The sequence below is a fragment of the Buttiauxella izardii genome (assembly GCF_003601925.1).
Classification (GTDB): domain Bacteria; phylum Pseudomonadota; class Gammaproteobacteria; order Enterobacterales; family Enterobacteriaceae; genus Buttiauxella; species Buttiauxella izardii.
Map to the genome: position 1 here is coordinate 16,977 of NZ_QZWH01000031.1, position 22,162 is coordinate 39,138.

The 22,162-nt window shown below is 50.9% G+C and carries 18 protein-coding genes; 16 read left to right on the forward strand and 2 right to left on the reverse strand.

From position 1 onward, the window contains the following. The first annotated feature begins 4 nt into the window (after positions 1 to 4). From D6029_RS14185 to lpxA, 11 genes are all read left to right on the forward strand, one after another. Positions 5 to 1,609, forward strand: a complete 1,605-nt coding sequence (locus tag D6029_RS14185; protein ID WP_120065375.1) for a methyl-accepting chemotaxis protein — start codon at positions 5 to 7, stop codon at positions 1,607 to 1,609. A gap of 19 nt (positions 1,610 to 1,628) precedes the next feature. Then, positions 1,629 to 2,495: a protein-glutamate O-methyltransferase CheR gene (cheR, locus tag D6029_RS14190; protein WP_120065376.1), complete on the forward strand. Its 867-nt coding sequence runs from the start codon at positions 1,629 to 1,631 to the stop codon at positions 2,493 to 2,495. Further along, positions 2,492 to 3,541 carry a protein-glutamate methylesterase/protein-glutamine glutaminase gene (locus tag D6029_RS14195; RefSeq protein WP_120065377.1) on the forward strand — a complete coding sequence of 350 codons (1,050 nt, stop codon included), beginning with the start codon at positions 2,492 to 2,494 and terminating at the stop codon, positions 3,539 to 3,541. Before cheR ends, D6029_RS14195 begins: the two co-directional genes overlap by 4 nt. A gap of 17 nt (positions 3,542 to 3,558) precedes the next feature. Then, complete coding sequence (gene cheY / locus D6029_RS14200; protein WP_034496057.1) at positions 3,559 to 3,948, forward strand: chemotaxis response regulator CheY; 390 nt, start codon at positions 3,559 to 3,561, stop codon at positions 3,946 to 3,948. 10 nt (positions 3,949 to 3,958) lie between these two features. Next, positions 3,959 to 4,603 (forward strand): protein phosphatase CheZ, encoded by a 645-nt coding sequence (gene cheZ, locus D6029_RS14205; protein WP_120065378.1) that lies wholly within the window; start codon positions 3,959 to 3,961, stop codon positions 4,601 to 4,603. Positions 4,604 to 5,788: 1,185 nt separating this feature from the next. Then, positions 5,789 to 6,940: a flagellar biosynthesis protein FlhB gene (gene flhB / locus D6029_RS14220; protein WP_120065380.1), complete on the forward strand. Its 1,152-nt coding sequence runs from the start codon at positions 5,789 to 5,791 to the stop codon at positions 6,938 to 6,940. Next, complete coding sequence (gene flhA, locus D6029_RS14225) at positions 6,933 to 9,014, forward strand: flagellar biosynthesis protein FlhA (protein ID WP_120065381.1); 2,082 nt, start codon at positions 6,933 to 6,935, stop codon at positions 9,012 to 9,014. Before flhB ends, flhA begins: the two co-directional genes overlap by 8 nt. Continuing rightward, positions 9,014 to 9,406: a flagellar protein FlhE gene (gene flhE / locus D6029_RS14230; RefSeq protein WP_120065382.1), complete on the forward strand. Its 393-nt coding sequence runs from the start codon at positions 9,014 to 9,016 to the stop codon at positions 9,404 to 9,406. The genes flhA and flhE overlap by 1 nt, the downstream gene beginning before the upstream one ends. Before the next feature lie 269 nt (positions 9,407 to 9,675). After that, positions 9,676 to 11,265: an MFS transporter gene (locus tag D6029_RS14235; RefSeq protein ID WP_120065383.1), complete on the forward strand. Its 1,590-nt coding sequence runs from the start codon at positions 9,676 to 9,678 to the stop codon at positions 11,263 to 11,265. Beyond that, positions 11,265 to 12,404 (forward strand): beta-galactosidase BglB, encoded by a 1,140-nt coding sequence (gene bglB / locus D6029_RS14240; RefSeq protein WP_120065384.1) that lies wholly within the window; start codon positions 11,265 to 11,267, stop codon positions 12,402 to 12,404. The genes D6029_RS14235 and bglB overlap by 1 nt, the downstream gene beginning before the upstream one ends. 149 nt (positions 12,405 to 12,553) lie before the next feature. Next, positions 12,554 to 13,345, forward strand: a complete 792-nt coding sequence (gene lpxA / locus D6029_RS14245) for an acyl-ACP--UDP-N-acetylglucosamine O-acyltransferase (protein ID WP_120065385.1) — start codon at positions 12,554 to 12,556, stop codon at positions 13,343 to 13,345. A gap of 85 nt (positions 13,346 to 13,430) precedes the next feature. Here the strand turns inward: lpxA and argS are convergent, their stop codons facing one another. Then, positions 13,431 to 15,164 (reverse strand): arginine--tRNA ligase, encoded by a 1,734-nt coding sequence (gene argS, locus D6029_RS14250; RefSeq protein ID WP_120065386.1) that lies wholly within the window; start codon positions 15,162 to 15,164, stop codon positions 13,431 to 13,433. Between the two features lie 248 nt (positions 15,165 to 15,412). Here argS and D6029_RS14255 point away from each other — a divergent pair, with 248 nt between their 5' ends. Then, positions 15,413 to 15,979 (forward strand): VOC family protein, encoded by a 567-nt coding sequence (locus D6029_RS14255; RefSeq protein ID WP_120065387.1) that lies wholly within the window; start codon positions 15,413 to 15,415, stop codon positions 15,977 to 15,979. Here D6029_RS14255 and D6029_RS14260 read toward each other — a convergent pair. Beyond that, positions 15,968 to 17,110 carry a MalY/PatB family protein gene (locus D6029_RS14260; protein ID WP_120065388.1) on the reverse strand — a complete coding sequence of 381 codons (1,143 nt, stop codon included), beginning with the start codon at positions 17,108 to 17,110 and terminating at the stop codon, positions 15,968 to 15,970. The two genes, D6029_RS14255 and D6029_RS14260, sit on opposite strands and share 12 nt — an antisense overlap. Positions 17,111 to 17,200: 90 nt before the next feature. Between D6029_RS14260 and cutC the strand changes: the two genes are divergently transcribed. The 4 genes from cutC (at position 17,201) to D6029_RS14280 (ending at position 22,148) form a co-directional block, all read left to right on the forward strand. Beyond that, entirely contained in the window at positions 17,201 to 17,950 is a 750-nt protein-coding gene (gene cutC / locus D6029_RS14265) for a copper homeostasis protein CutC (RefSeq protein WP_120065389.1), read from the forward strand. A gap of 376 nt (positions 17,951 to 18,326) precedes the next feature. Then, positions 18,327 to 19,466 carry a D-alanyl-lipoteichoic acid biosynthesis protein DltD gene (locus D6029_RS14270; protein WP_120065390.1) on the forward strand — a complete coding sequence of 380 codons (1,140 nt, stop codon included), beginning with the start codon at positions 18,327 to 18,329 and terminating at the stop codon, positions 19,464 to 19,466. 127 nt (positions 19,467 to 19,593) lie between these two features. Next, positions 19,594 to 20,715: an MBOAT family O-acyltransferase gene (locus D6029_RS14275; RefSeq protein WP_120065391.1), complete on the forward strand. Its 1,122-nt coding sequence runs from the start codon at positions 19,594 to 19,596 to the stop codon at positions 20,713 to 20,715. After that, on the forward strand, positions 20,712 to 22,148 hold the full coding sequence (locus D6029_RS14280) for an AMP-binding protein (RefSeq protein ID WP_120065392.1): 1,437 nt from the start codon (positions 20,712 to 20,714) through the stop codon (positions 22,146 to 22,148). Before D6029_RS14275 ends, D6029_RS14280 begins: the two co-directional genes overlap by 4 nt. The last annotated feature ends 14 nt before the right edge of the window (positions 22,149 to 22,162 follow it).

A 22,162-nucleotide genomic window follows, 5' to 3' on the forward strand; every position in this document is an offset into this window, starting at 1 on the left:
TGTGATGTTCAACCGTATCCGAATTTCGACCACGCTTTTGTTAATCTTGATCGTCTGCGGCGTGCTGCAGATTGGTAGTAATGGACTGTCCTTTTGGGCATTCAGGGATGATTTTCAGAATCTAAAAATGGTTGAAGTCGGAAACCAGCAGCGCGACACCTTAACGCAAAGCCGCGCAGCATTGTTGCAGGCCAGCACCGCGTTGAGCCGCGCAGGAACGTTAACCGCGCTCAGTTATCCGCCAGAAGATATTAAACGTCTGATGGCGAATGCCCGTGGCAGCCTGAAACAAGCGGACATGCTGTTTAACCAGTTTCTGGAAATCCCGCCTTTAAATAAAGAAGGCGAGGATATGGTGGTATCGACTAAGCAAAGTTACGCCGCTTATCGGGATGACTTACAGCATCAGGCGACCTGGCTGGAAAGCAATCAGCTTTCGGATTTCCTCAGCGCACCGATTCAGAAATCACAGGATATTTTTGACGCCTATTTTAATGCCTGGCAACAGAGCATTAATGACACCGTGGCGGCGTCGAGTGCTGACAGCAAACTGAACTACCAGATCTCGGCGGTGATTTTTGCCAGCGTAACGGTGATTGCCATTCTGATGCTGATTGGCTCGATTATGTGGTCGCGCAGAATGCTGGTGCAGCCGCTGGAAATCGTGCGCAGCCACTTTGAACATATCGCCGCTGGGGATTTAGCCCGCCCGATCAGCGTGTATGGACGTAACGAAATCTCTGAGATTTTCCGCAGCCTGAAAAACATGCAGCAGGAACTCAAAGAAACCGTGGCGCAGGTTCGCCAGGGCAGCAGCGCGATGCACACCGGCATTGCTGAAATTGCCGCGGGTAACAACGATCTTTCTTCACGCACCGAACAACAGGCTGCATCACTGGCTGAAACCGCCGCCAGCATGGAGCAGTTAACGGCCACCGTCAGCCAGAACGCCGACAACGCGCGCCAGGCCGCGCAGCTTTCCCGCACCGCCGCCGACACCGCGCAGCAGGGCGGGCAACAGGCCGCCAACGTCGCCCGCACCATGCACGACATCGCCGGAAGCTCGAAGAAAATCGGCGATATCACCAGCGTGATTGATGGCATCGCTTTCCAGACCAACATCCTGGCGCTGAACGCCGCCGTCGAAGCCGCTCGTGCCGGTGAACAGGGGCGTGGTTTTGCGGTGGTTGCAGGCGAAGTGCGTAACCTCGCACAGCGCAGTGCGCAGGCGGCAAAAGAGATCAAAGTGCTGATTGAAGAGTCGGTGAACCGCGTGCAGCAAGGCTCGCAACTGGTTGATACCGCCGCCACTACCATGGCGGAGATCGTCCGTTCGGTCACGCAGGTGAACGACATCATGGGCGAAATCGCTTCTGCGTCTGACGAACAACGTCGTGGTATCGAGCAGGTTGCACAGGCCGTCAGCCAAATGGATCAAGTTACCCAACAGAACGCCGCGCTGGTGGAAGAGGCAGCCGCCGCGACCGATGCGCTGGCAAACCAGGCCGAACATCTAAGCGGCGTGGTCGCCGTATTTAATCTGGAAAGTATTGCAAGCGAAGATACCGCCAGAGATTTAGTCACCAACGGGGTGCTCGCCACCTCCTGAAAGTAATTGAGAAGACGCTATGACATCACCACTGCCCAACGGGCAAACGTCATTAATGTTACAGATGACACAGCGTCTACCGCTGTCCGACACGCATTTTCGTCGGATATGCCAGTTGATCTACCAGCGCGCAGGGATTGTGCTGGCCGATCACAAACGCGACATGGTTTACAACCGCCTGGTGCGCCGTTTGCGCACCCTCGGGCTGGAGGATTTTGGGCATTACCTGAGCATGCTGGAAGCCAACGGCAGCAATGCCGAATGGCAGGCGTTCATTAATTCCCTGACCACCAACCTGACGGCGTTTTTTCGCGAAGGACATCACTTTCCGATACTCGCTGAACATGCGCGTAAACGCAGCGGTGAGTACAAAGTCTGGAGTGCGGCGGCGTCTACCGGGGAAGAGCCGTATTCCATCGCTATTACGTTGGCGGATGTTATCGGCACGGCACCGGGGCGCTGGAAAGTGTTCGCCAGCGACATCGACACACAAGTGCTGGAGAAAGCCCGGAGCGGCGTGTATCGCCAGGATGAGTTAAAAACGCTGTCGCCAGTACAGATGCAGCGTTATTTCCTGCGCGGCACCGGGCCGCATGACGGGCTGGTACGGGTGCGTAACGAACTGTCCACTCACATGGAATTTGCGCCGATCAATTTGCTGGATAAACAAGCGCCGATCCCCGGCCCGTTTGATGCCATTTTTTGCCGCAATGTGATGATTTATTTTGATAAAGCAACGCAGCAACAGATTTTGCAGCGCTTTGTGCCGCTGCTGAAACCGGGCGGATTGCTGTTTGCCGGGCACTCAGAAAACTTCAGTCATCTCAGCCGGGAATTTTTGCTGCGCGGGCAGACCGTGTACGGACTGAGTAAGGAAAGGTCATGACAAAAATAACCGTGCTGTGTGTCGATGATTCCGCCCTGATGCGCCAGATCATGACAGAAATTGTGAACAGCCACGACGACATGGAAATGGTGGCGACCGCGCCAGATCCTTTGGTGGCGCGGGATTTGATTAAGAAATTTAACCCGGACGTGCTGACGCTCGATGTGGAAATGCCGCGCATGGACGGGCTGGATTTCCTCGAAAAACTGATGCGTCTGCGCCCGATGCCGGTGGTGATGGTTTCGTCGCTCACCGGAAAAGGCTCTGAAGTGACGCTGCGAGCGCTGGAATTGGGGGCGATTGATTTTGTCACCAAGCCGCAGTTGGGCATTCGCGAAGGGATGCTGGCGTACAGCGAAACTATCGCCGAAAAAGTGCGCACTGCTGCGAAGGCGAAACTGGCAGCGCGTGCGCCGGTTGCTGCACCGATGGCCATTAAAGCGGGGCCGCTTTTAAGCTCGGAAAAATTAATCGCCATTGGTGCGTCAACCGGCGGCACCGAGGCGATTCGCCATGTGCTGCAACCGCTGCCGCTTTCCAGCCCGGCGGTGTTAATCACCCAGCATATGCCGCCAGGTTTTACGCGCTCGTTTGCTGAACGCCTCAATAAACTGTGCCAGATCGCGGTGAAAGAGGCCGAAGACGGCGAACGCGTTTTGCCAGGACACGCGTATATCGCGCCGGGCGATAAACATATGGAACTTGCCCGCAGCGGGGCGAACTACCAAATCAAAATTCATGACGGCCCGCCCGTGAACCGGCATCGCCCGGCGGTGGATGTGCTGTTCCATTCTGTTGCGAAATTCGCCGGGCGCAATGCCGTGGGCGTGATCCTCACCGGAATGGGGAATGACGGTGCCGCCGGGATGCTGGCAATGCATAAAGCCGGGGCATGGACTATCGCCCAAAACGAAGCAAGTTGTGTGGTGTTCGGCATGCCGCGCGAGGCCATTAGCAGTGGTGGCGTTAGCGAAGTGGTCGATTTAAGCGAAATCAGTCAACAGATGTTGATGAAAATTAGTGCCGGACAGGCAATACGTATTTAACCGAAGGAACTCTATAAATGGCAGATAAAGAACTCAAATTTTTGGTGGTGGACGATTTCTCTACCATGCGTCGCATTGTCCGTAACCTGTTAAAAGAGCTGGGTTTCAACAATGTTGAAGAAGCGGAAGATGGCGTTGATGCGCTGAACAAACTCAACGGCGGCGGCTTTGGTTTTGTGATTTCCGACTGGAACATGCCGAACATGGACGGTCTGGAATTACTGAAAACCATTCGTGCCGACGGCGGAATGGCGGCGATGCCGGTGCTGATGGTGACGGCGGAAGCGAAGAAAGAAAACATTATTGCCGCAGCGCAGGCGGGGGCGAGTGGCTATGTCGTTAAACCATTTACTGCGGCGACACTTGAAGAGAAATTAAACAAAATCTTCGAAAAGCTCGGCATGTAAGGAGAGGCTCATGCACTCATCGACAAATCCCGCGTCAGAGTTACATTCAACCGGCGATATCATCGTTCGGATAGGCAGCCTGACCCGTATGCTGCGTGACAGCCTGCGCGAGCTGGGCCTGGATCAAGCGATTGCCGAAGCGGCGGAAGCCATTCCTGACGCCCGCGACCGCCTGGACTATGTGGTGCAGATGACCGCGCAGGCCGCCGAACGCGCACTCAACTGCGTGGAGCTGGCGCAACCGCATCAGAACAAACTCGAGTCCGAGGCCAAAGCGCTGAATGGCCGCTGGGATGCCTGGTTCGAAAACCCAATCGAGCTGGCGGATGCCAAAGAACTGGTGACTGACACGCGCAGTTATCTTTCTGGCGTACCGTCACACACCAGTTTCACCAACGCCCAGCTGCTGGAAATCATGATGGCGCAGGATTTCCAGGATTTAACCGGCCAGGTCATCAAGCGCATGATGGATGTTATCCAGGAAATTGAACGCCAGTTATTGATGGTGTTAATGGAGAACATGCCGGAGCTGGATGCAAGAGCGAAACGCCCGGCGGACAGCTTGTTAAATGGCCCACAAATGAACGCCAGTGCGGCGGGCGTGGTGGCAAGCCAGGATCAGGTTGATGATTTGCTGGATAGTTTAGGTTTTTAGTATTTATGCGCTGTACCTGTAGTTGGATGCAGCGCGATTTTTACTTAGTTCAATCCTTCGATAATAAAACCAATAAATGTCATATTTTACTCGCCGAAGTATTTATAGTGCCGGGTATTATTTTTTTTATGATTAATTATGGAAATGTCTTCACCTTGTTGACTCTTTTCAAGTAAATGAATCAATTTCTCTATTCGCATAGTACTGATTAAGTTGCTCTCAAAATTGGTTTGTTCATAGCTCATCAAAATCTCACTGCTGTATTTTGGTAGGTTAATTTTAAGGAATTCACACAGTTTTCCTCCTAATATTTCTACGTTTTTTCCGTAAATAGTTCTAATGATTTTAACAACAGAACCTTTTTCATTAGGATTTTTTTCTAAAACAATATCCAATCGACGGTTAATTAAATCTTGTAAATAATTTGGGGGGTGATTATTCTTTTTTCTTGAATGTCATAAATCACTGCATCCCATGTCATTAACGTAGTATGCAACAAACTATCTATGTTATGTAAAGAAATAATATCTTCTCTAAAAGCCCAGGTATCTTCTAAGCTCCATATATCGAAATCCATACGAGAATGAGTTAACCTGAATCCCCCAAATTTATTTTCTGCAAAGCTAGAAACGTTAAGTTTTTTTAAAGTCTGATACAACGCACGATTTTGGTCAAATTTCTTTAAAGCCTTGCACAGAGTCTTCCCTTTGCTGACTGAAATAAGATCAGTAATATTTTTATCCAGAGGAAAAACTTGGGTTTTATCTGCAAGTCTTCGGGTTGGGGCGGCAAATAAAATGCGGTCATAATCGCGTTCAATTTCTTGCCTTCCACCTGCTGTTTCTGAAGGGCTTGATTCAGCATTGGCACTATTGCTGTCTTTACGCCGAGAACTGTTTAGTCATTGACTCCACTGCATTTTTAATCCTTTAATTGTTTATTAGTCATTCCTGATGCAAAGAAAGTAGCAGAGAGGTCTTTGGCTGAAAAGTTGATAGTTCATTGCTTTTTCAATCTTTAGGCGCGTCTCGAAAATTTTCATGTAAGTTAATGAAACTCACTACTTCGAAGATTATGTCGGATGTGAATCCATAAACAAACCCCTAAACTCCCTCGTTTTCCCCCCATTAACTTTATCCCTCTCTGGCATGCTGTGCTGGTAATTGCGGCCACGAGATTGTTGCGGTGTCAGAAGAAAGCGACGACGATAAAACAGAAGCCCCCACACCCCACCGACTTGAAAAAGCACGTGAAGATGGGCAGATTCCCCGATCCCGCGAATTGACTTCACTGCTCATGCTGCTGGTGGGTATCAGCATTATCTGGCTTGGCGGTGAACCTCTGGGGCGACAACTGGCGGCCATGTTGTCGGCGGGTTTGCATTTTGACCACAGCATTATTAACGACCCGAATCTTATCGTCAGCCAAATCAGCCTGCTTATCAAACAGGCGGTCTGGGCGCTGCTGCCGCTGATTATGGGGCTGGTGATTGTGGCGATTGCGGCACCGATGTTGCTGGGTGGCCTGTTGTTTAGCGGCAAATCAATTCAGTTCAAATTCAGCAAAATGAATCCGATTGCGGGCTTAGGAAGAATGTTTTCTGCCCAGGCCGGAGCCGAGTTACTCAAAGCCTTCCTGAAAGCGATTCTGGTGGGCAGCGTGACCGTTTGGTATCTGCTGCACAAATGGCCGGAAATGATGCGCCTGATGAGCGAACCGCCGCTGGCGGCATTGGGACACGCGCTCAATATGGTGGCCGTCTGCGGTTTGTTGATTGTTCTGGGTCTGACGCCGATGGTCGGTTTTGACGTGTTCTTCCAGATTTTCAGCAACCTGAAAAAATTGCGCATGAGCCGCCAGGATATTCGCGACGAATTCAAGCAGCAAGAAGGCGACCCGCACGTAAAAGGCCGTATTCGCCAGCAACAGCGCGCTGCCGCTCGCCGCCGCATGATGACCGACGTGCCCAAAGCCGATGTGATTGTCACCAACCCGACGCACTATTCCGTGGCGTTGCAGTATGACGAAAACAAAATGAGCGCGCCAAAAGTGCTGGCGAAAGGGGCGGGGCTGGTGGCATTGCGCATTCGTGAGATTGGCAATGAGCACCGCATTCCGATGCTGGAAGCGCCGCCGCTGGCGCGTGCGCTCTATCGCCATGCCGAAATCGGCCAACAAATTCCTGGGCAACTTTACTCCGCCGTAGCCGAAGTGCTGGCGTGGGTCTGGCAACTGCGTCGCTGGCGCGTGGCTGGCGGCCTGATTCCGAAAAAACCTGAAAATCTTCCAGTACCAGAAGCGCTGGACTTTGCAAACGAGAAGGACTCCGATGGCTAATTTGCTCGCAACACTGCGTCTGCCCGCCAGTATGAAATCCGGGCAATGGCAGATTCTTGCCGGACCGGTGCTCATCTTGATGATTTTGTCGATGATGGTGCTTCCGCTGCCCGCGTTTGTACTGGATTTACTGTTCACCTTTAACATTGCGTTGTCGATTATGGTGCTGCTGGTGGCGATGTTCACCCAGCGCACGCTCGAGTTTGCCGCATTCCCAACCATTTTGCTGTTCACCACGTTGCTGCGCCTGGCGCTGAACGTGGCATCCACGCGTATCATTTTGATGGAAGGCCACACCGGCGGCGCGGCGGCAGGTAAAGTGGTCGAAGCCTTCGGTCACTTCCTCGTCGGCGGCAATTTCGCCATCGGTATCGTGGTGTTTATCATCCTCGTCATCATCAACTTTATGGTTATCACCAAAGGTGCCGGGCGTATCGCCGAAGTGGGCGCGCGCTTTGTGCTGGATGGGATGCCGGGCAAACAGATGGCGATTGATGCCGATTTGAACGCCGGGCTGATTGGTGAAGAAGAAGCGAAAAAACGCCGTTCGGAAGTGACGCAGGAAGCGGATTTTTACGGTTCGATGGACGGTGCCAGTAAGTTCGTGCGCGGCGATGCCGTCGCGGGCTTGTTGATCATGGCGATCAACGTCATCGGCGGTTTATTAGTTGGTGTGCTCCAGCATGATATGGCGGTGGGCGCAGCGGCTGAAACGTACACGCTGTTGACTATCGGTGATGGCCTGGTAGCACAGATCCCGGCGCTGGTTATCTCCACGGCGGCGGGGGTTATCGTCACCCGCGTGGCGACTGACCAGGACGTGGGCGAACAGATGGTGACCCAACTGTTCAACAACCCGCGCGTGATGCTGCTCAGTGCGGGCGTTTTGGGCTTGCTCGGCATGGTGCCGGGAATGCCGAACTTTGTGTTCCTGCTGTTTACCGTCGCACTGCTGGCGCTGGCCTGGTGGATGCGCGGTCGTCAGATGGCGGAACCTGTGGCGCCGGCGGCACCCGCCAAACCACAGGAAAACCCGCAGGCGGTGGAAGCCACCTGGAATGACGTTCAGCTCGAAGACTCACTGGGAATGGAAGTCGGCTATCGCCTGATTCCGATGGTCGATTTCCAGCAAGATGGCGAGCTGCTCGGGCGTATTCGCAGTATCCGCAAGAAGTTCGCCCAGGATATGGGGTTCTTGCCGCCAGTGGTACACATTCGCGACAACATGGATTTGCCGCCAGCGCGTTATCGCATTCTGATGAAAGGCGTGGAAATTGGCAGCGGTGACGCTTACCCAGGCCGCTGGCTGGCGATTAACCCCGGCACTGCCGCAGGGACGTTGCCGGGCGAAGCGACCATCGATCCGGCGTTTGGCCTTGCTGCCACCTGGATTGAAAGCGCGTTAAAAGAACAGGCACAAATTCAGGGCTTTACGGTGGTGGAAGCCAGTACCGTGGTTGCGACGCATCTCAACCATCTGATTGGCCAGTTTGCGCCGGAACTGTTTGGACGCCAGGAAGCGCAGCAGTTGCTTGACCGCGTGACGCAAGAAATGCCGAAGCTGACGGAAGATTTAGTGCCGGGCGTCGTCACGCTGACCACGCTGCATAAAGTGCTGCAAAACCTGCTGGCCGAGAAAGTGCCAATTCGCGATATGCGCACTATTTTAGAAACTCTCGCGGAACATGCGCCGATTCAAAACGATCCTCATGAATTAACCGCCGTGGTTCGCGTCGCGTTGGGGCGCGCGATTACACAGCAATGGTTCCCGGGTAGCGGCGAAGTGCAGGTAATTGGACTCGATGCCGCACTCGAACGCCTGCTGTTACAGGCATTGCAGGGCGGCGGAGGGCTTGAGCCGGGGCTTGCTGACCGTTTGCTGGAGCAGGCAACGGAAGCTCTGAAACGCCAGGAGATGCTCGGCGCGCCGCCAGTGTTGCTGGTCAACCACGCATTGCGTCCGCTACTGGCGCGTTTCTTACGCCGCAGTTTGCCGCAGTTAATGGTGCTTTCAAGCCTTGAGCTTTCTGAGAACCGCAACATCCGCATGACTGCGACTATTGGAGCGAAGTAATGAATCGCTTATTTATGCTGATGTTATTGCCTTTTGTGACGCACGCCAGCGGTGAGGGCGCGTGGCAAGCGAGTGGTGTGGGCGCAACGCTCAGCCATCGCGGTGAAGCGGTTTCTTCGCGGGTGTTGGCACCGTCGCAACCGGTCAGCGGTGTGATGACAATGGTCGCCTGGCGCTATGAATTGATTGGCCCGACGCCAGCCGGGTTAAACGTCCGGCTGTGTTCGGTGACGCGCTGTGTGGAAATAGAAGGGCAGAGTGGGACGACGCGCGGTTTAACCAATGTGGCGGCCAACGAACCACTGCGTTTTGTCTGGCAAGTTCCCGGCGGCGGGGCGTTGTTCCCGGCGCTAAAAGTCCGTAGCAATCAGGTCATTGTGAATTATAAATGACCCTTAAAGCCGCATGACTGATGCGGCTTTTTCCCTTCCAGATCTCATTTTCAATCCCTGCTTTTGATAAAAACGAACCCTTGTTTTATAAATCGGTGACACCCGTGCCGGGACTCTTTGTAATTTTGCCAACATTCGCCCGTCCGTGGCAAAAATGGAAAGGTAACATCAGCCCCGTCCTTCTACCTTAACGTTGTAAGGTTCCTCGCAGGCCCGATACGCACGGGACGTGCAATCTCCAATAACAAAAGCAACGGGGTTTGACGGCAATGAAAACACGTAAGATTGGACTGGCAAATTATCTTGCCTATGGCTCAGGTGATTTCCTCGGAGCGGGAACCACGGCATTAACTGCCGCCTGGCTACTCTATTTTTATACTACCTTCTGTGGACTCACACCGATTGAAGCAACCTTCATTTTTGCCATGGCAAGGGTGCTGGATGCTGTGGTTAGCCCGTTGATGGGCTTCCTGACTGATAACTTCGGTTCGACCTGGCTTGGCAAACGCTTTGGTCGCCGTAAGTTCTTTATTTTGCTAGGTATTCCTTTGGTCTTCAGCTACAGCTTTATGTGGGTTGGAGAGATGAGTTACTGGTATTACCTGGTGACGTATCTAATTTTTGACGTGGTCTACACCATGATTCTGGTGCCGTATGAAACACTGGTTCCAGAAATGACCGATGACTTTAAACAGAAAACCAAGTTCTCTGGCGCACGTATTTCGATGGCGCAGCTTTCGGCGATTCTGGCCGCGTTCTTGCCGGGCATTCTGCTAAACCACTTCGGTAAAGACAACGCGATTTCCTTCTTCTACTCAAGCCTGGTCTTCGCCACGATATGCGCCATTGTGCTGACGTTTGTCTGGTTCTTTACCTGGGAACGCCCACGTTCAGAATGGACAGAAGCCGCATTACGTGCCGAAGAAGAGAAGAAAACGCTGACCTTCGCACAAAGCATGAAGCGCCTGAATGTTGAGCTGACTTCCACGCTGCGGGTGAAAATTTTCCGCCAGCATCTGGGCATGTATCTGGGCGGTTATATTGCGCAAGACGTGTTCAACGCCGTGTTTACTTATTACGTGGTGTTTGTGCTGATGCAAAGTGCGTCGATGGCGTCCAGCCTGCTCGGCACGATGGCGATTCTGCAATTCATCGCGGTGATCGGCATGATCCCGCTGTGTATTAAATATGGCCCGGCTCCGTCTTATCGCATGGTGGTGGTGCTGTTTGGCCTGAGCTCTGTTTCCTACGCGGTGCTTTACTACGCGGGATTAAGCGATGTGTTCTCGCTGCTGATGCTGGTTTCTGCCATCGCCGGTCTGGGTCGTGGCGGTATCAACTATGTGCCGTGGAACACTTACACCTACATTGCGGACGTGGATGAAGTGATTACCGGGCAGCGCCGTGAAGGGATCTTTGCCGGGATTATGACGCTGACGCGCAAAGCCTCACAGGCCGGTGCGGTGATGTTAGTGGGTATCGTGATGCAGCTTTCCGGCTTTGTTTCCGGCCAGAGCGTGCAACCGCCAGCGGTCAGCCACACCATTCTGATGATTCTGAGCTTTGGCACTGTCGCGGTATTGGCGTGCGGTTTCTTAGTCTCCCTGCGCTTTAAGCTGAATCTGCAAACTCACAGCGTGTTACGTGAAGAAACCGCGAAGATGCGTGCGGCGGGCCGTCCGGTTCCTGAAGCGACCACGCCAGAAGCTCGCGCCACTGTCGAATTGCTGGCGGGAATGCCGTACGACACGCTGTGGGGCAACAACAATATTGGTTATCTCAATCGTAATAAGCCTGCCGCTCCATCATTAAAACAGGCTGCTGCAATGAATTCGAATACATCACAGAGGTTAAGCTAATGATTATCTATCCCGTCAAACACAGCCCTTTACTGTGCCAGCCGGAGCATTTTATTGCCCGGGATGAGTTGAAATCCCTGATCCACAAGGTGACGGACAACCTGATTAACATTAAGGATGAAACGGGCCAATTTTTGCTGCGACTGGATGACGGACGAGTCATTGATACCAAAGGTTGGGCAGGCTGGGAGTGGACGCACGGCGTCGGTTTGTACGGTATGTATCAGTATTATCGCCAGACCGGTGATAAGAAGATGTGTGAGATTATTGATAGCTGGTTTGCCGACCGTTTTGCCGAAGGCGCGACCACCAAAAACGTCAATACCATGGCGCCGTTCCTGACGCTGGCTTATCGCTACGAAGAAACGCACGCCCCGTCGTATTTGCCGTGGCTCGAAAGCTGGGCGGAGTGGGCGATGTATGAGATGCCGCGCACCGAACACGGCGGTATGCAGCATGTCACGCTCGCGGAAGAAAACCATCAGCAAATGTGGGACGACACGCTGATGATGACGGTATTGCCGCTGGCGAAAATCGGCAAATTGCTGGGCCGCCCGGAGTATGTGGAAGAGGCGACATACCAGTTCTTGCTGCATGTGCAGAATTTAATGGATCGGGAAAGCGGGCTGTGGTTCCACGGCTGGAATTACGAAGGTAATCATAACTTTGCCAAAGCGCGTTGGGCGCGGGGTAATAGCTGGCTGACAATCGTCATTCCAGATTTCCTCGAACTGGTGGATTTGCCGGAGAACAATGCGGTGCGCCGTTACCTGGTGCAAGTGCTGGAAAACCAGGTCGCTGCGCTGGCGAAATGCCAGGACGACAGCGGTCTTTGGCACACGCTGCTCGACGATCCGCATTCGTATCTGGAAGCATCCGCCACGGCGGGATTTGCTTACGGCATTCTGAAAGGTATTCGTAAACGCTACATTGGTAAGCAATACACAGAAGTTGCCGAGAAAGCCATGAAAGGGATTGTGAAAAACATCTCCCCGGAAGGTGAGCTGTTGCAGGTTTCGTTCGGTACAGGAATGGGTAGCAACCTGGAGTTTTATCGCCAGATCCCGCTGACATCCATGCCTTACGGCCAGGCGATGGCGATTCTGTGCCTCGGCGAGTATTTGCGTATTTATCTATAAGCACTTTTTTAATCACAAAAGGCCTGTCGAATCAGACAGGCTTCTTTTTCTTGAATGGTTCCCAAAAAATAAGAAATTAAATAAGGAGTATTCAAGGGCACAATTCATTATGCTCCGCGCTGTTGCTTTCCCCCCACCAGGATCACCCTTTGTCCATTTCTTCTGCGTCCCGTATCGCTGCCAGCAGTCTGGTAGAATCCGGGGCTATTATTGGTGCACACGTTAGCATCGGACCGTATTGTATTATTGCCGCAGGTGTTGTGATTGGAGAGGGAACCGTTATCGGTTCTCATTCGGTTATTACCGGGCTGACAACCATTGGTTGTGACAATCGTATTGGCCAATATTCCTCTATTGGCGAAGTTAATCAGGATCTTAAATATGCCGGTGAGCCGACGACACTGGTTATCGGTGACCGCAATCAGATTGGCCACCATGCGACGATCCATCGCGGCACGGTGCAGGGTTTAGGCTCCACCCTTATTGGCAATGACAACCGCTTTAGTAATGGTGTGCATATTGGGCACGATTGCGTCTTGGGAGACAACACCCAGATTGGTGATAACAGCGGCCTGGCCGGGCATGTCGAGTTGGACGATGACGCGCAAATTGGTTTCATGTGCGCGATTCATCAGTTTTGTATGCTTGGCAATGGCGTGAAAATTCTCGATCAATCGGGCGTGGTTCAGGATGTGCCGCCGTTTGTCATGGCAGGTGGAAACCATGCGCAGCCGCTGGGCGTGAATGTGGAATCCCGGGCGTTTCTGGCGCTTGATGAACAACAGCAGGCGTTGATTCACACGCTTTATGCGCGTTTTTACCATGAAGCGTTGTCGATTGACGAAGTGAAAAGGTCGTTAAAAGTGATGGAAAGTGATTTCCCGGTGATTGGGTTTTTCGACCGATTTTTTGCGCGCTCGGCGCGGGGAATTGTGCGTTGATTAAATGAAAAAAGCTCGCCATTTACGGCGAGCTTTTTGTTTTTGTCGGATGACGCAGCCGCTTATCCGACCTACGAAAGAACTTTTACATACGCTCTACGGTTTCGATACCCAGCGTATCCAGACCCAGTTTCAACGTTTTCGCCGTTAACAGCGCCAGTTTCAGGCGGCTGTTACGCGCTTCTTCACTGTCTGCGGTCAGAATCGGGCAATGCTCGTAGAAGCCGGAGAACAGACCCGCCACGTCGTACAGATAAGTACACATCATGTGCGGCGTGCCGTCACGGGCAACCACATTCAGCGTTTCTTCAAATTGCAGCAGACGTGCAGCCAGTTGCGCTTCGCGGTCTTCAGTGATAACCACTGGCGCTTTCAGCAATTCGGTTTCGTCGATGTCGGCTTTGCGGAACACAGACAGCACGCGGGTATAAGCGTATTGCATATACGGCGCGGTGTTGCCTTCGAAGGCCAGCATGTTGTCCCAGTCGAAGATGTAATCGGTAGTCCGGTTCTTGGACAGATCCGCGTATTTTACCGCGCCGATACCGACGGCATTTGCCAGCGCTTCTAATTCATCAGCAGGCATATCCGGGTTCTTCTCACTCACCAGACGGCGCGCACGTTCCAGCGCTTCATCCAACAAATCGGTCAGTTTAACGGTGCCGCCGGAACGGGTTTTGAACGGCTTACCGTCTTTGCCCAGCATCATGCCGAACATGTGGTGTTCTAACGGTACGGAATCTGGCACATAACCGGCTTTACGCACGATAGTCCACGCCTGCATCAAGTGCTGGTGCTGACGGGAGTCGATAAAATACATCACGCGGTCGGCGTGCAGCGTCTCAAAGCGATATTTCGCACACGCGATATCAGTGGTGGTGTACAGGTAGCCGCCATCCTTCTTCTGGATGATGACGCCCATCGGCTCACCTTCTTTATTCTTGTATTCATCAAGGAATACAACCGTTGCGCCTTCGCTTTCCACCGCCAGACCTTGAGCTTTCAGATCCGCCACAATGCCCGGCAGCATTGGGTTATAGAGGCTTTCACCCATTACGTCGTCACGGGTCAGCGTCACGTTCAGGCGCTGATAAGTGATTTGGTTTTGCGTCATGGTCACATCGACCAGTTTGCGCCACATGGTGCGGCAATATTCGTCGCCGCCTTGCAGTTTCACCACGTAAGCGCGAGCGCGTTCGGCAAACTCAGCATCTTCGTCGTAGTGTTTTTTGGCGGCGCGATAGAACTCTTCGAGGTCAGCCAGCGCCATTTCACCCGCGTTTTCTTGCTGCTGTTTTTCGAGATACGCGATCAGCATCCCGAACTGCGTACCCCAGTCACCGACGTGGTTGGCGCGAATAACTTTGTGGCCGAGGAACTCAAGTGTACGAACAGCCGCATCACCGATGATGGTGGAGCGCACATGGCCGACGTGCATTTCTTTCGCCACGTTTGGTGCGGAGTAATCAACCACGACTGTTTTCGGTTCAGAAACGGTGACGCCAACACGGTCAGACGCCACGGCTTCATCGACATTTTTTGCCAGAAACGCAGGGTCGAGGAAAATATTGATAAAACCTGGGCCGGCGATTTCGACTTTGCTGGCAATTCCGGTCAAATCCAGATTAGCAATCACCAACTCGGCGACTTGTCGTGGTGGCTTGCCCAGTGATTTCGCAACTGACATCACGCCATTGGCCTGATAGTCGCCGAACTGAACTTTTGCTGACTGACGAACTTGCGGTTCGCAATCCGCAGGCGCACCTGCGGCAATCAGTGCCTGACTGACTTTATCTGAGAGAAGAGCCTGAATATTCACCGGGATACCTTACTTTTGCTTAAGACTGCCGTGACTTTTACAGCAGCCGTATCGTGGGGATAAAATTAGGGCGTAAGTATAACTGTATTTAACCCCCTTAGTCAGCAAAAGCCTTGCCCTGCGCGCCCTGAACTAATATCAACGGTATAGTGAATAACCATTCAGAACTTGATCGGCGTTTCGGGTGTTGGTGATGCGGGGTGAAAAAGGTAGATTAGCCCCCATTCGTGACTTGAGAGGATAGGGCGATGGCCAACTGGCAGACAATTGCAGAACTGAATGATATTTCAGCGGATCTCCCGCGTTTTACACAAGCGTTAACAGAACTTGCCGCCCGGCTTGATTTGGAGATTGCGCCGCTTGACGCCGATCACATTTCCTTGCGTTGCCACCAGAATACAACGGCTGAACGCTGGCGTGCGGGGCTGGAAAAATGCGGGACTTTGCTGTCGGAAAATATCATTAACGATCGCCCGATTTGCCTGTTTAAACTCGACGAGCCAGTATGCGTGGCGCACTGGGAATTTAGCGTGGTGGAACTGCCATGGCCGGGTGAAAAGCGCTATCCGCACGAAGGCTGGGAGCATGTGGAAATTGTGCTGCCGGGCGAGCCTGAAACCTTAAATGCGCGGGCGCTGGATTTGATGTCCGACGCCGGGCTGCGCCAGACGGGGATTTCGGTGAAAACCAGTTCGCCAAAAGGTGAACGCGAGCGCCTGCCAAATCCAACACTTGCAGTCACCGACGGCAAAGTCACCATCAAATTCCATCCGTGGAGTATTGAAGAGATTGTCGCAAGCGAGTTAGCTGACTGATTTTACTGCGGCGTCCATCCGTTTAATCGCTTCTTCCAGGGTTGCGGATGTACACCCAAAGTTAATCCGCACGAATTTCTTCTCGCCAAAATCGGCACCTGGCGAGAAGCCCAAACCCGCTTTCTGGAAGAACAGCGTCGGGTTTTCTACTGGCAATGCGCTGGCATCCACCCAACCGAGATACGTTGCTTGCGGCGAAGTCATCGTCAGTCCCGTCATTGCGTTCACAGCACTCACCAGGCGGTCGCGATTAGTGCGCAAGTACGGTAAAAGTTGCTGCAACCACGGTTCACCATCACGCCAGGCAGCCGTTGCCGCTGTCAGTGCCAGTACGTCAACGCTCGGCACGATCCCGTCGCGCACAGTGTTAAAACGCTTACGTAATTGCGGGTCAGGAATAATCGCCAGCGACGCGCCCAGCCCGGCAATATTGAACGTTTTGGACGGTGACAACAGAGTGAGGGAGCGTTGTTCGGCATCTGGGCTCAGAGTCGCGAAAGGAATATGTTTCGCATCGGGATCAAGCAACAAATCGCAGTGGATTTCGTCGGAGCAAACAATCAGATCGTGGCGCTGAGCAAAGGCCAACTGTTGCAGTAACTCTTCGCGGGTATAAATCGTGCCGCCCGGGTTCTGCGGATTACACAGCATCAGCAATTTTTCTTTGCCGGTGAATTGGGATTCCAGCGCGGCTAAATCCATCACCCAGCGGTCATTCTCAAGGCGAAGGGGCGCATTAAGTTGTGGACGCTGAGCAAACACGGAGGATTTCCTGAACGGTGGGTAAATCGGGGTCGGGGCAATCGTCGTTTCATCGGCGGCGGTAAATGCGCGAACGCTTAAATTCAGCCCCGCGACAACGCCCGGTAAAAACACAATCCATTCAGGTTGGATCTGCCACTGATAACGGCTGGCCATGCGTTCGACAACAACATCCACTAATTCTTGTGGACGTCCACCGTAGCCAAAAACGCCATGTTCCACGCGCTGATGAAGTGCTTCGAGAATACAAGGCGGGGAGCGAAAATCCATATCGGCGACCCACATTGGCAAAACGTCATCGCCAAATTTATTCCATTTCGAACTGTCGCTGTGACGACGGTCTAAACGTTCATCAAAATCGAATGTCATCATTGATTACCTTTTTGTGACTGTCGTTTGAGATTATCATTCTGAACCAGTGGCACAACCGCCAGGCTAAAGATTTTTAAGGAGTAATCAATGCCTTTGCTTGAGATATGTTGTTATGGAATTGACTGTGCAGTGACAGCACAACTCGCCGGAGCGGACAGAATCGAATTATGTGCGGCACCAAAAGAAGGCGGATTAACCCCGTCTGCGGGCGTGCTGCGCAAAGTGAAAGAGCGGGTTTCGATTCCCGTGCACCCAATTATTCGCCCGCGCGGTGGGGATTTTTGCTACACCGACGCAGAGTTCGACACCATGTTGGCCGATATCGCATTCGTGCGCGAACTCGGGTATCCGGGACTGGTGATCGGCATGTTAGATGGCGAAGGCCATATTGATATGCCGCGCATGAAGCGAGTGATGGACGAGGCAAAAGGCATGGCGGTGACCTTCCATCGCGCATTTGATATGTGCCAAAACCCTAACCAGGCGCTGGAACAGTTAACTGATTTAGGCGTCGCGCGCATTCTCACTTCCGGCCAACAGCAAACCGCAGAATTAGGACTTTCATTACTTAGGGAACTAAAACAACATTCCCGTGCTCCAATCATTATGGCGGGTGCAGGTGTCAGGCTGAGCAACTTAGAAAAGTTTGTCGAAGCGGGTATTGACGAGATGCACAGTTCGGCAGGGCAATCAGTACCTTCGCCGATGCGCTACCGCAAGGCTGGCGTATCAATGAGTGCTGATGCTGAAGCCGATGAATTTAACCGTTACTGCGTTGATGGCGACGTGGTAGCCGCGATGAAAGCCGTGCTGGTTGCCAGTCAAAAGGCGACATAACAGACAAACGGTATACAGTTTTAAACCGCGCATCATATTGCCCATGTGATGTAGCTCGTACCAGGCCCCGGCGTTTTGCTGGGGCTTTTTTTATTCAACTTACGCACAAATAAATTTCATCTCGTGTATTTAATTTATTCAGATTCACTCAATGATATTGAGTAATTATATTGTGTGTAATTTGTTATTTAATTGTCTATTATATTGCTGCAAGCGGCATGACTGCTGTGTTGTACATTGCGTTACATACGGATACTAATCACTTAAGGAATAATGTAGCTGGGTAACTTATGATTAAAATCCCTTTAAAAATATGTTGATAGAGCAAAGTTTCTATTTTTATTTTTAATTAGTCGTATGTGATGTTGTGTTAATTATGAAGATCAATAAAACTCTCTTTTTGCATATGTCGATGGCCGTGCTTGCCGCTCTGTTTTTGTCTTTGCCACCCCTTATTGATAGCCAGAAGGTAGAATTAAAATTCCAGCCTTTAATAAAAACCATGGAAGGGACGCGTAAAATTCAGGCTGAAAAGATAGCGACCATTTCCCACGCGTTGGATGGTAATGCGATCTTTTTCCTCGGTGCTTCTGAAGTTGCCACTTCCGAAAATGAGCATTTCGCTGTCTATAATTTCTTCAACAGCAAACTTCATCAACCGACAGTGGCTTATGGTGACAGCTACGTTGATAACATGACGCAACTGGCCTTGTTGACACGTTTTAAACAAAATCTTTCGCCTAAAACGAAACTGGTTTTGCTGCTGGCCCCTGATACTTTTTACTTTAATGGCATTCCGCCGACCATTTTTGCCGATCATTTCCCGGATACTATTTTTAAACCGTTAATGTCGGATAAAACGCTGCATCCCATTCTGACAAACTATTTAACGCATATTGATCCGCAAGACGTCGACCATTTAACTTTCAGCCAGATGCGCATTTTTGGCTGGCACGGGAATATCGTCTGGCGCGAAATCAAATATCAGTTCTCTTCATTCTGTGAATTGATCAGAGACTACTTTCTGACACTGCTACACATTCGTCATACCTCCGCACAGCCGTGGCCGTTGTTGAATCCTGTATGGAAAAATATCGACTGGAATGCGCAGCTCACTCAGGCAGAAATGCTTAACCGTGCTCGTCATGAAAGTGCCGCAACATTATGGATGGACAAAGATATATTTGCGGACGTGAAAACAGCCGATGAATGGTATCCCACGCCGCCATCACAGCCGGAAGAGCAGGCATTTGATGACATGATAAAACTGCTGCATGAACGCCAGGTCAATGTCGTGGTCATCATCGATCCAGTCAATCCGTGGGCCTTAAAACATACAGAAAAATTCAAAAATACCGACCGCTATATTCAGTCGGTATTACAAAAATACAACACGCCATATTTTGATATGTATAGCCAGAAATACCAGAACGGATGGAATTGGGACCGCATTCACCCGACCGAATTGGCATGGGTTGCCATGGACCGTTATATCGCAGAGGCGTTTAATAAATGAAAAAAGCCATCCGACTGTTTTTCCTTTATCTCTTTTTGCTGATAACGATCATTGCCTGGTCGTCAGTAGACAACAGCATGAATTTAAAGCTGCATTTTGAATATCAGCAGTTTTAAGGAATGAAATAATGTATACAAGCGCCCCTTTTTTCGCTGTGTTATTTGCCAGTTCATTACTGTTTGCCGGGTTACACCGCTTACTGGGTAATCGGTTAAGCTACACTTCGCTGTTTTCTTTTTTTGCTCTGTTCGCCGTTTGGGGCTACGTATTCAAAAGCCAGATAATCGTTCCCATTTTGATGTTTAGTTATTTGTACGGCATTGCTATTTGCAAAGATAAGTCCTGGCTGAAAACCTGGCAGTCGGTGACCTTAAGTTTATTACCGCTGATTCTGGTGAAATTACATCTGAATAACCACTGGGGAATGATCGGGCTTTCGTTCATGACTTTCCGGGCGGTGGATGTTTTGCTCTATCGTAATAAAAAGGATTCGCGCAATTTCTTCCAGTATTTTAGTTATCTCTTTTCACCGTTTATTATTCTGGCGGGGCCGATGTACCGCTGGAGAAGTTGGGTTCAGGATATCACCCAACCTAACTTCCGCTTAACAACCGCCGTTTTTTTGCAATCCATGGAGCAAATTTTCTATGGCATTGTGCAAAAATTCCTGTTTGCGATGCTGATTGATAACCTGATTATTAGCCACTGGAGTCATCGTCCTTTCACGCTGACGGTGGGGATTGTGATGTCGCTGGCCTACAGTTTTTATCTCTATTTTGATTTTGCGGGTTACAGCAATATGGCGATTGGTGCCGGACGCTTATTTGGCTTGAATATCCCGGCCAACTTTAACTTGCCTATTCTGGCTAAAAACCCACAGGACTTCTGGCGCAGATTTCATATTAGTTTGTCCGAGTGGCTGCGTGATGTTGTGTTCATGCCGATATACATGAATTTGATGAAGAGTGATTTCTTCAGGAACCATAAGGTCACGGCACAGAATATCGGTATTTTTTGCACCTTGTTTTGCATGGGAGCCTGGAATGGACTGGAGTTGAATTACGTCGTCAGCGGTGCGCTCTTTGGCGGAATTTCAGTTATGCATAATATGATTCTGTGGTGTGCAAAACGTAGCCAAAAAATAACTTCGTGGTTAAATAATCCGTTGATTTCCTTTGCCGGGCGAGTGTTAACCCTGGCAAGCGCTGCGGTTTCTCTTTATATTTTTAGCGGAATGTCTCCTGTATGATTAATGAATCTGAATTACAACAGCTAAATGAATATCTGCGGGCCGTGTTACTTAATCCGCAAAATGCTCAGCAACTGGCTATCAGTGGGAGCGATAATAACCTGACATGGCAACAACTGAGTTCCGCTGTTGTCGACTGGAACATTCGTTTTTCAGCACTCGATATCGCACCAAACGTTCCGGTAGTGTTGTACGGTCATCAGCAGGCAGAATTTGCCTCTGCTATTTATAGCTGCTTATTACACAATATCCCTTATATTCCGGTTGATAATATTTACCCGGCAGAGCGCCTGAAAGAGATCTGTGAATTAGCCAGCGCGCCCTATTATTATGACGTTGAACAACGCACGTTTAAGTCAACGGGCATACCGGCACAGGCCCTGGAACAGCAGGATTTGGCCTACATCATGTTTACTTCCGGCAGTACCGGGAAACCAAAAGGCGTGCAAATTGGCCGTGAAAGCGTGTGGAATTTCATGCAATGGGTACGGGATGATTTTTCCCTGCCAGAAAATCCGGTATTGATGAACCATGCGGTATTCAGTTTCGATTTATCGTTAATTCCACTATTAGGAAACCTGGCTACCGGCGGGCATATCGTTCTCAATGCGAAAGAAGATATTGCGGCTGAAAATTGGCTGCAAAATCTGCAACAGAAAAAAGTATCGGTATGGGTTTCAACGCCATCTTTTGCTTACCAGAAGCTTTTAAATCCGGAATTTCGGGCAGAATTTTTGACCGAACTGAAAGTGTTTGTCTTTATTGGCGAAGTTCTCAGTAAAGCGTTGGTAAAACATCTGCGACGCCTTTTCCCGGAAGCCAAAATTCTGAACTCTTACGGGCCAACTGAAGCCACGATCGCAACAACCGTTGTCGAAATTAGCGACGAAATAATCAAATCTGAGTGCGAATTATTACCTATTGGACAGATGATGCCGCAATCTGAAATGGAGATTACTCCAGATGGGGAGTTAATTATCTGGGGTAAAAACGTGATGCGCGGCTATCTGGGTTTACCAAAGGAAAATGCTGAAAAGCTATTATGGAATGAAACTCAGCAATGGCGTGGCTACAGAACCGGCGATTTAGGTCGCATGATTGACGGTAATTTATATTGCCAGGGTCGCAACGACAGCCAAATTAAAATGAACGGCTACCGTATTGAAATTCACGAAATTGAAAATCGCTTGTTGGCGCTTTCGGGAATCAGCGAAGCGGTAGTGTTACCGCTGACGAAAAAAGATGGTGCGGTTTTACGACTTGCTGCTTTTTGTTCATCAAAACTTTCCGAGAAAGAGATTAAAGCAAATCTCAAACAAACTTTACCGTCCTATATGGTGCCATCTCAGATTGTCATCATGGACGCATTACCACTTAATACAAACGGCAAAATTGACCGTAAATTACTCGATGCGCAGGCTCGTACTTGCTAATCCTAAGGATCAAA

Excerpts from the sequence above, each read along its gene's own strand:
- D6029_RS14255 (WP_120065387.1), top strand. The coding sequence starts at position 15,413 with ATGGCCAACTGGCAGACAATTGCAGAACTGAATGATATTTCAGCGGAT.
- bglB (WP_120065384.1), top strand. The coding sequence starts at position 11,265 with ATGATTATCTATCCCGTCAAACACAGCCCTTTACTGTGCCAGCCGGAG.
- D6029_RS14195 (WP_120065377.1), top strand. The coding sequence starts at position 2,492 with ATGACAAAAATAACCGTGCTGTGTGTCGATGATTCCGCCCTGATGCGC.
- cutC (WP_120065389.1), top strand. The coding sequence starts at position 17,201 with ATGCCTTTGCTTGAGATATGTTGTTATGGAATTGACTGTGCAGTGACA.
- D6029_RS14185 (WP_120065375.1), top strand. The coding sequence starts at position 5 with ATGTTCAACCGTATCCGAATTTCGACCACGCTTTTGTTAATCTTGATC.
- cheZ (WP_120065378.1), top strand. The coding sequence starts at position 3,959 with ATGCACTCATCGACAAATCCCGCGTCAGAGTTACATTCAACCGGCGAT.
- D6029_RS14270 (WP_120065390.1), top strand. The coding sequence starts at position 18,327 with ATGAAGATCAATAAAACTCTCTTTTTGCATATGTCGATGGCCGTGCTT.
- D6029_RS14275 (WP_120065391.1), top strand. The coding sequence starts at position 19,594 with ATGTATACAAGCGCCCCTTTTTTCGCTGTGTTATTTGCCAGTTCATTA.
- D6029_RS14235 (WP_120065383.1), top strand. The coding sequence starts at position 9,676 with ATGAAAACACGTAAGATTGGACTGGCAAATTATCTTGCCTATGGCTCA.
- cheR (WP_120065376.1), top strand. The coding sequence starts at position 1,629 with ATGACATCACCACTGCCCAACGGGCAAACGTCATTAATGTTACAGATG.
- flhE (WP_120065382.1), top strand. The coding sequence starts at position 9,014 with ATGAATCGCTTATTTATGCTGATGTTATTGCCTTTTGTGACGCACGCC.
- D6029_RS14280 (WP_120065392.1), top strand. The coding sequence starts at position 20,712 with ATGATTAATGAATCTGAATTACAACAGCTAAATGAATATCTGCGGGCC.
- cheY (WP_034496057.1), top strand. The coding sequence starts at position 3,559 with ATGGCAGATAAAGAACTCAAATTTTTGGTGGTGGACGATTTCTCTACC.
- flhA (WP_120065381.1), top strand. The coding sequence starts at position 6,933 with ATGGCTAATTTGCTCGCAACACTGCGTCTGCCCGCCAGTATGAAATCC.
- D6029_RS14260 (WP_120065388.1), bottom strand. The coding sequence starts at position 17,110 with ATGACATTCGATTTTGATGAACGTTTAGACCGTCGTCACAGCGACAGT.